This is a genomic window from Frankia sp. CcCS3 (assembly GCF_977927575.1).
This window is the reverse complement of sequence record NZ_CDWRCL010000119.1, coordinates 5962-12190: the sequence shown is the minus strand read 5'-3', so window position 1 is coordinate 12190 and position 6229 is coordinate 5962. Positions and strand designations below refer to the sequence as shown.

The 6229-nt window shown below is 70.5% G+C and carries 7 protein-coding genes; 5 read left to right on the top strand and 2 right to left on the bottom strand.

Features of this window, described 5'->3' with window-relative positions:
* The first annotated feature begins 262 nt into the window (after nt 1-262).
* On the top strand, nt 263-598 hold the full coding sequence (locus tag AC08OQ_RS12030; protein WP_462186713.1) for a type II toxin-antitoxin system RelE/ParE family toxin: 336 nt from the start codon (nt 263-265) through the stop codon (nt 596-598).
* Nucleotides 599-609: 11 nt separating this feature from the next.
* Entirely contained in the window at nt 610-915 is a 306-nt protein-coding gene (locus AC08OQ_RS12025; protein WP_476601071.1) for a helix-turn-helix domain-containing protein, read from the top strand.
* Between the two features lie 171 nt (nt 916-1086).
* Here AC08OQ_RS12025 and AC08OQ_RS12020 read toward each other — a convergent pair whose 3' ends face one another.
* The gene (locus AC08OQ_RS12020; RefSeq protein ID WP_476601070.1) at nt 1087-2406 is read right to left on the bottom strand and encodes an IS701 family transposase; all 1320 of its coding nucleotides are present in this window, start codon (nt 2404-2406) and stop codon (nt 1087-1089) included.
* Between the two features lie 356 nt (nt 2407-2762).
* Entirely contained in the window at nt 2763-3374 is a 612-nt protein-coding gene (locus AC08OQ_RS12015; RefSeq protein WP_462186714.1) for a hypothetical protein, read from the bottom strand.
* Between the two features lie 141 nt (nt 3375-3515).
* Between AC08OQ_RS12015 and AC08OQ_RS12010 the strand changes: the two genes are divergently transcribed.
* Genes AC08OQ_RS12010 through AC08OQ_RS12000 form a run of 3 tightly spaced genes read left to right on the top strand, consistent with a single transcriptional unit; the run spans nt 3516 to nt 5924 of the window.
* On the top strand, nt 3516-4418 hold the full coding sequence (locus tag AC08OQ_RS12010) for an AAA family ATPase (protein WP_476601068.1): 903 nt from the start codon (nt 3516-3518) through the stop codon (nt 4416-4418).
* A complete protein-coding gene (locus tag AC08OQ_RS12005) occupies nt 4376-5614 on the top strand; it encodes a hypothetical protein (RefSeq protein ID WP_476601066.1) in 1239 nt (412 codons plus the stop codon). Before AC08OQ_RS12010 ends, AC08OQ_RS12005 begins: the two co-directional genes overlap by 43 nt.
* Complete coding sequence (locus AC08OQ_RS12000) at nt 5541-5924, top strand: helix-turn-helix transcriptional regulator (RefSeq protein ID WP_476601064.1); 384 nt, start codon at nt 5541-5543, stop codon at nt 5922-5924. Before AC08OQ_RS12005 ends, AC08OQ_RS12000 begins: the two co-directional genes overlap by 74 nt.
* Nucleotides 5925-6229 lie beyond the last annotated feature (305 nt).

The window sequence follows — 6229 nt, the reverse complement described above, 5'->3', positions numbered from 1 at the left end:
TCAGATGTTTTGTCGCGGTATTTTGGTCGGTATTCCGGCGCTGAGATCGGCTTCCGGGCCATACATCGATGTGGATCACGTTCAGGGGCACCGATTGACGATCGAGGGCTCAGCCCACCCCGGGAGCCGAGCTCCACCTTCGGGTCTCCTGTATCGCAGGAGATGATTCCGCGGGGCTGGTGCACGGCGTGTCGTGGTCTGGCAGGTGGCCGTGTCGGTCCTGACGGGTGGACCGCAGCCGCGCGGCTATAGCGTCAACGCTATGACCTGGGGTACCGTCGAGCTGGAACCGGAAGTTCGGGACTGGCTGGAACGGCTGCCGACCGCGCATTTCGCGACGGCCGCTTTCTACGTGGATCTGCTCGCCGAGCAGGGTCCGTTGCTGGGTGAGCCGTACACGCGGCAGCTCGACGGCAAGCTGCGGGAGCTGCGGTTTCATCTGGAGGGCCGGGCGATCCGGGTGACCTACTGGATCGCGCCGGGTCGGAGGGTGGTGCTTCTGACGGTGTTTGCCAAGTTGCGGATGAGGGAGGTCGCCGAGGGATCCAGGGCGAGGCGCGCTGGCGCGCTGCCTGACAGGGTCGCACACGGCGGGTGAGAATGAGGGGGATGACGGCGATGGCTGAGCGGGCGGACTGGGTGGGGCTGAGGGAACGCCGGATGGGCGAGCCGGGCGCGCGCGAGGCCTACCAGGCGGCCAGGCTGGCCTTTGAGCTGGGTAGGTCGGTGCGGGAGCTGCGCCAGCGGCGTGCCTGGAGTCAGGTCGAACTGGCCCGCGCGGCGGGCATGACGCAGTCGGCGGTGGCGCGGTTCGAGGCCGGTGGCACCGTACCGACACTGCCTGTGCTGGAACGGCTCGCCGAGGCTCTCGACGCCGACCTCGACGTCCGCGTCATCCCTCGTTCAGTGGCGTAGCGGGCGTCCGGACCCACCAGAGGTTCGGAACATGCGTTTGACTCGATAGATGATGTTGTCTGCCCGCTGTGGGGTTCGAGTCATGGCTGGGGCGACCTGTTAGCCGAACTAGTGGAGCGTGATTCCACTTCATTTATTGCCGGTATTTTCCTAGAATCTCGACTTTCGTAGTTATGCGGCGTCGGTCTCCCAGGCCAGCCGGAGGGTGTGGATTTCTGCTGGTGTCGGCTGCTCGGGGTGTGTGGCCTGATATTTGGCGGCGATGAGGACGCGGCGGAGCTTGGCGAGGATGTCAGCGGTGGAGGGGCGGGTCTTGGTGGTGTACCAGGGTGCGCGGTCGCGGTGGTCGGTGGCGTCGTCGGGGTGGTGGCCGGCGGTGGCGTACCAGCAGGTCGCGAGGGTTTGGCAGGCCAGTCCGAACGGCACGGTGCGTTCGACGGCGTGGGCTTTCCGGTTGCGGGCCTGGCCGACGCCGATGAGCTGTTTGGCGTCTTCGATGGCGACTTCGATCGACCAGCGGGCGGCGTAGCGGGTGACGAGGTCGGCGGGTCTGGTGAGGGTGTCGGTGGTGACGAGTGCCAGGTCGTGGGTGCCGGCACGGCCGGCGTTGTCGCGGACGAGGATCACGGTGACCGGGCGGGTGCCGAAGACGCCGTACCAGAGGCAGCGCACGGCGGCGACGTGGACGGTGACGGTCTGGCCGTAGCGGACGACCGTGACTGGGACGAACGTCTCGGTGGTGGCGAGCTGGGTCAGCGTGCCGAGCCGGTCGCCTTTCAGGCGGGGCCGGCCGCGTTTCCCGGTCCGCGGCGGGGCGGGGGCGAACAGGGCGGCGTCCTTGCGGAGTCGGGTTGTCCAGGTCGCCGAGCTGGGCAGGGTGCGCAGCTCGTCACCGGCGTAGGCGGCGTCCGCGACGACGTGGATCCGGCGGCCGGGTAGCACAGCGGCGAGCTGTTCGACCGCGCGGGCGGCCAGCCACAGCCGGGACGCCGAGGTGGTGTCCTTGCGGACCAGACGGGCCAGCACTGGTAGGCACACCGGCCGGTCCAGCATCGGCAGGGTCACGACGATCCCGACGATCACCCAGTTGTTCCCAAAGCCGATCTGGCGGGAGTCTCGGGCGGAGCCGTCGTGGAACCAGCCCGCGGCCCACACCTTTTTCCCTGTCCTGGTGAACAGGGTGTCGTCGACCGCGACCAGCACCGGGGCGCTGTGGGCGACGAGCAGTCGCACGACGAGACGGGCGAGTGCCAGACCGAGCTGGTTGGGGTCCCAGCGGGCCGCGGCGAAGAACCGGTGCGCCCGGTCGTGCGGCAAGGTCCGTGACAGCCCGGCCCCCACGAGCATGCCGCGCACCGTCCGCCGGCCGGTCGCGGCCAGCATCCCGACGACGAGGGCGCGGAACACTCGAAACGTCGGTGCGGTGAAACACGGTCGGAAACCCTCCAGCAGCGTCGCTAGAGAGACGGGTATCGTGACATCCGGGAGCATCGGCGTCCAGCTTTCGAGCCGGTTATAGGAAGCGCCGATGCTCCCGCCAGCAGGCTCCCGAGCTGCTCGTTTCCCCGCACGCCACACCGGGCCGTGCCACCCCCAGAAACATGCCACCCAGCTCAACGGGCGTAATCAGTTGACTTCTTCTCTCGCGGCGAGCGATCAAGGAAAAGTGCGAAAGTCGAGCGTTTCCTCATATGCCTGACAATGCACGGCTCGGCCCCGTCGGCGCGAGGCCGCAGGCACCGCGTTTCACGAGTGCTGCCATCCCCCAGGCCGGGTGCGAACACCACCCAGAAACCGCCGCCGCGCCGGCGAACTGGCCCGGCTGCGGGCACCCTCCACCCGATCGGTCACGACCCGGCGGTGGGCAGTACGGCGTGCATCAGGCGATGGACCTCCACCCGGTCCGGGCCGGTGAGCAGGGCCGGGTCCTCGCCGGGCAGCAACGACGTCGACATGACCCGCCCGGTGGCCGCATCCAGCGCCTCGACGGTCTCGGCCAGCAGGTACATCACGGTGGCGCCGTCGTCCGCCCGGCCCACCAGCGTCGCGACGATGCCGGGCAGATCGCGAACGGCCGGCCAGATCCGCTCGGTGCCCGCCCGGTCGAAGGCCGCGGTCCACCGCGGGGTACGCGGCCCGTCGAAGCTGGCCTGCCGCAGGTAAAGGGCCGGACCGGTGGCGGCGCCGGCGAAGTGTCCGGTCACCGTGTAACGGCGCACGGCGCCCAGCCGGACGCTGCCGCCGGCATCGACCGGGGGAGCCGCGGGGCCGGCCGACGCGGATCCGGCGTCGTGCCAGAGCGTGATCAACCCGTCCGGCGCGCCGTCGTCCCCGCTCGTCGACATGGCCCGGCTGACGAGGACGCCAGCGTCGTCGTGGACGGCTGACAGGACGTCGTCCACCCACGCAGTGCTGGGCGGGTCGGGAATGCCGAAGATCGGTTGGATGATGAGGTCCATCGGGCGCCTCCTGCGTCGGTCGAGTTCCGATGATCGTGGTCGACGATCCCGCGCCGGCCGGCCCCGTCCCTCATTACCAGTACCGAACTTCGGCACGGAACCGGCTACCTACGTGGCCGGGGTTGCCCCATCCTTGGTGGGGTGCGCGGTGATGACCGCCCGTTCGTCGGGCGGCAGGAGGAGTTGACGCTGCTGCGTTCGCGGGCGCGGACGGCGGCGGCGGGTCGAGGCGGGGTCCTGCTGGTCACCGGCCCGGCGGGGATCGGCAAGACCCGGCTGGTGGAGGAGTCGCTGCGGGCGGACGCGAGGTCCTCGGCGGTGCCGGTCGGCCGCGGCTACAGCCTCGCCGACCGTTCCGCTCCGCCACTGTGGCCCTGGCAGCAGGCGCTACGCGCCCTCGCCCGCCGCGGCGGGCGGCCGGCGGGGATCGCCGGGGCCATCGATCTGTTCGCGGGGGCGGTGAGCGGCGACGTACCTGGTGGCGCACCTGGTGACGCGGCGAGCGCGGCCGCCGTGCGGTTCGCCGCGCTGGCCGCGGCCGCCGATGCGGTGCTGACGGCCGTCACCGAACCACTGGTGATCGTGCTGGAGGACCTGCACTGGGCCGACACGAACACCGTCGAGCTGGTGCGGCAGGTAGCCGGCGGGATCGTCGACAGCCACCTGCTGCTGATCGCGACGATGCGCGCCGAGGCCGGCGACGTCATGCGTGAGCTGTCCCGGCTGGACAGCGTCCACGCCGTGCCGTTGCGACCGCTGACGGCAGCCGCTGTCCGGGACTACCTCACCGCGCTCGACCCGGCGGCCTCCACCGCCGCCCGCGCGGAGCAGGTGGCGCGGCGCAGCGGCGGGCTGCCGTCGCGCTGCAGGTGCGATCGTCCACCGTCCCCGGGCTCGCGGCCGAGGTCGCCGGTCACTGGCGCCGCGCCGGCGGCCACGAGCACGCACATCGCTGCGCAGCCCGGTGGGCCAGGCAGGCCGCCGTCGAGGCAGTCCAGGCCTTGGCCTACGACGAGGCGGCCACGCACCTGCTCACCGCGGTAGCGGCGCTCCGGCAGGCTGGCACCGGTGAGGCGGAACTCGCGCAGACGACCTTGGAGCTGGCGCGCGCCTACTACCTGGCCGGAGCGCTGACCGAATCGCTCCGGCAATGCGAACAAACCGCTGCGGCAGCGCAGCGGGCAGGCAGGGACGACCTGGTGGCCGCAGCGGCGCTGGTGGTGCGTTGGGTGACCTTCCCGCAAGCCATCGAGGCGATCTCCCGGCTGTGCCGGACGGCGCTCGCCGCACCGCAGCCGCCCGCATTGCGGGCACAGGTGCTGTCACAACTCGCCACGATCCTGGGCGAGGTCGGATCCACGGAGGCGGCCCACCGGTATGTCGACGAGGCGATGGAGCTCGCGCAGGCGAGCGGCGACGCCCAGGCGTTGCTGGATGCCGCCCGCGCCCGGGAGATGTTGCTGGCCGGTCCGGACGACGTGGAGGAACGGCTGCGGCTGGCCGCGACCGCCGTCGAGCAAGCCGATCGGCTTAGCCAGCCGCTGGCCGCCGTACTCGGGCAGCAGTGGCGGATCAGGGCCGCCTACCAGCTCGGTCGCCTCGACGTCGTGGACGAGGCGATGGCCGCCGTCGCGATGCTGGCTGACCGCAGCGGCCTTCCGCTGGCGAGCTGGCATCGGTTGCGCGGCGTGGCGGCCCGAGCTGCGCTGGAAGGCGGGTGCGCCGCCGCGCGGTCGGCCAACATCGAGGCCCAGCGGCTAGGCTCGCGGGCCGGAGACGCGCAGGCGATCGGGCTGAGCTACGCCTTCGCCGCCCACCTGGCCATGCTGCGAGGGGACGCCGCCGAACTCCCGGACGACTTCTGGCCGATGCTGGAAGCAGTCCCGCCGTCGCCGCTGATCACGGTGTTCCGCGCCAACACTCGCCAACTCGAGGGCCGCCGCGAGGAAGCGAAGGCATACTACGAGCAGCTGCGCCAGATGCTCGACGGCCCGGTCGTCGATCTCCGCTGGGGCGGGATACTGATGCTGCTGATCGACCTGGTCGAGGCATTCGGCGACGCTGCGGCAGCGGAGGTTCTCGCCAACCACCTGAAGCCCTACGCCGCGTACTCAGGGGCGGTCGGAACACCGACGGTCTTCTTCGTTGGCTATATGCAGGGCCACTATGGGCGCGCGCCCCCACATCGTGCTCAACCGGCTGGCCCTCGCCGACGTGCTGCGCCGCCTCGACGACCCTGACGCCGCCGTGACCCTCGCAGGCGCGGCCGCGGCCGCGGCCGCGGCCGAGGCTCGCCGGCTGGACATGCCCGGGCCGCTGGCCCGCGCTGACCGGCTGCTCGCCGACTTGGCGGCCGCCCGCCGAGAGACCGACCCGCTCACCCCCCGCGAGCACGAGGTGGCCGCGCTCGTCGTCCAGGCCATGTCCAACCGGGAGATCGCGGCGCGGCTGGTGCTCAGCGAGCGCACCATCGAAAGCCATGTCCGCTCGATCCTCGCCAAACTCGGCTGCACCAACCGGACCGAGTTGGTCGCACGCTGGCGGCCCTGAACACCGGTCCCGCGAAAAGAAAGGCCATGAAGACCGTCCAGCCGAGCCGGCACCCTTCAGCGGTGGACCCCACTGGAAGGTGCCATTGGAAGAAATATTTGATCTTGGTCGAGGCTCCTGAAATCACCGTCCGCCCGATCGCGACAGGGCTGCTTCCGGCAAGTAGGCGTTCTACCGCGTTTACGCTCGCCGCTGCTTTCTCGGTAGGTGAGAAGGTGAGAAAGTGAGAAAGTGAGAAAGAGGTCATTCCTTGGTGTAGACGATTTCGTCCCGGACGGCGATCTCGAGCGACTTGGGAGTCGAAT

Excerpts from the sequence above, each read along its gene's own strand:
- AC08OQ_RS12000 (WP_476601064.1), top strand. The coding sequence starts at position 5,541 with ATGGGCGCGCGCCCCCACATCGTGCTCAACCGGCTGGCCCTCGCCGAC.
- AC08OQ_RS12030 (WP_462186713.1), top strand. The coding sequence starts at position 263 with ATGACCTGGGGTACCGTCGAGCTGGAACCGGAAGTTCGGGACTGGCTG.
- AC08OQ_RS12020 (WP_476601070.1), bottom strand. The coding sequence starts at position 2,406 with ATGCTCCCGGATGTCACGATACCCGTCTCTCTAGCGACGCTGCTGGAG.
- AC08OQ_RS12015 (WP_462186714.1), bottom strand. The coding sequence starts at position 3,374 with ATGGACCTCATCATCCAACCGATCTTCGGCATTCCCGACCCGCCCAGC.
- AC08OQ_RS12025 (WP_476601071.1), top strand. The coding sequence starts at position 610 with ATGACGGCGATGGCTGAGCGGGCGGACTGGGTGGGGCTGAGGGAACGC.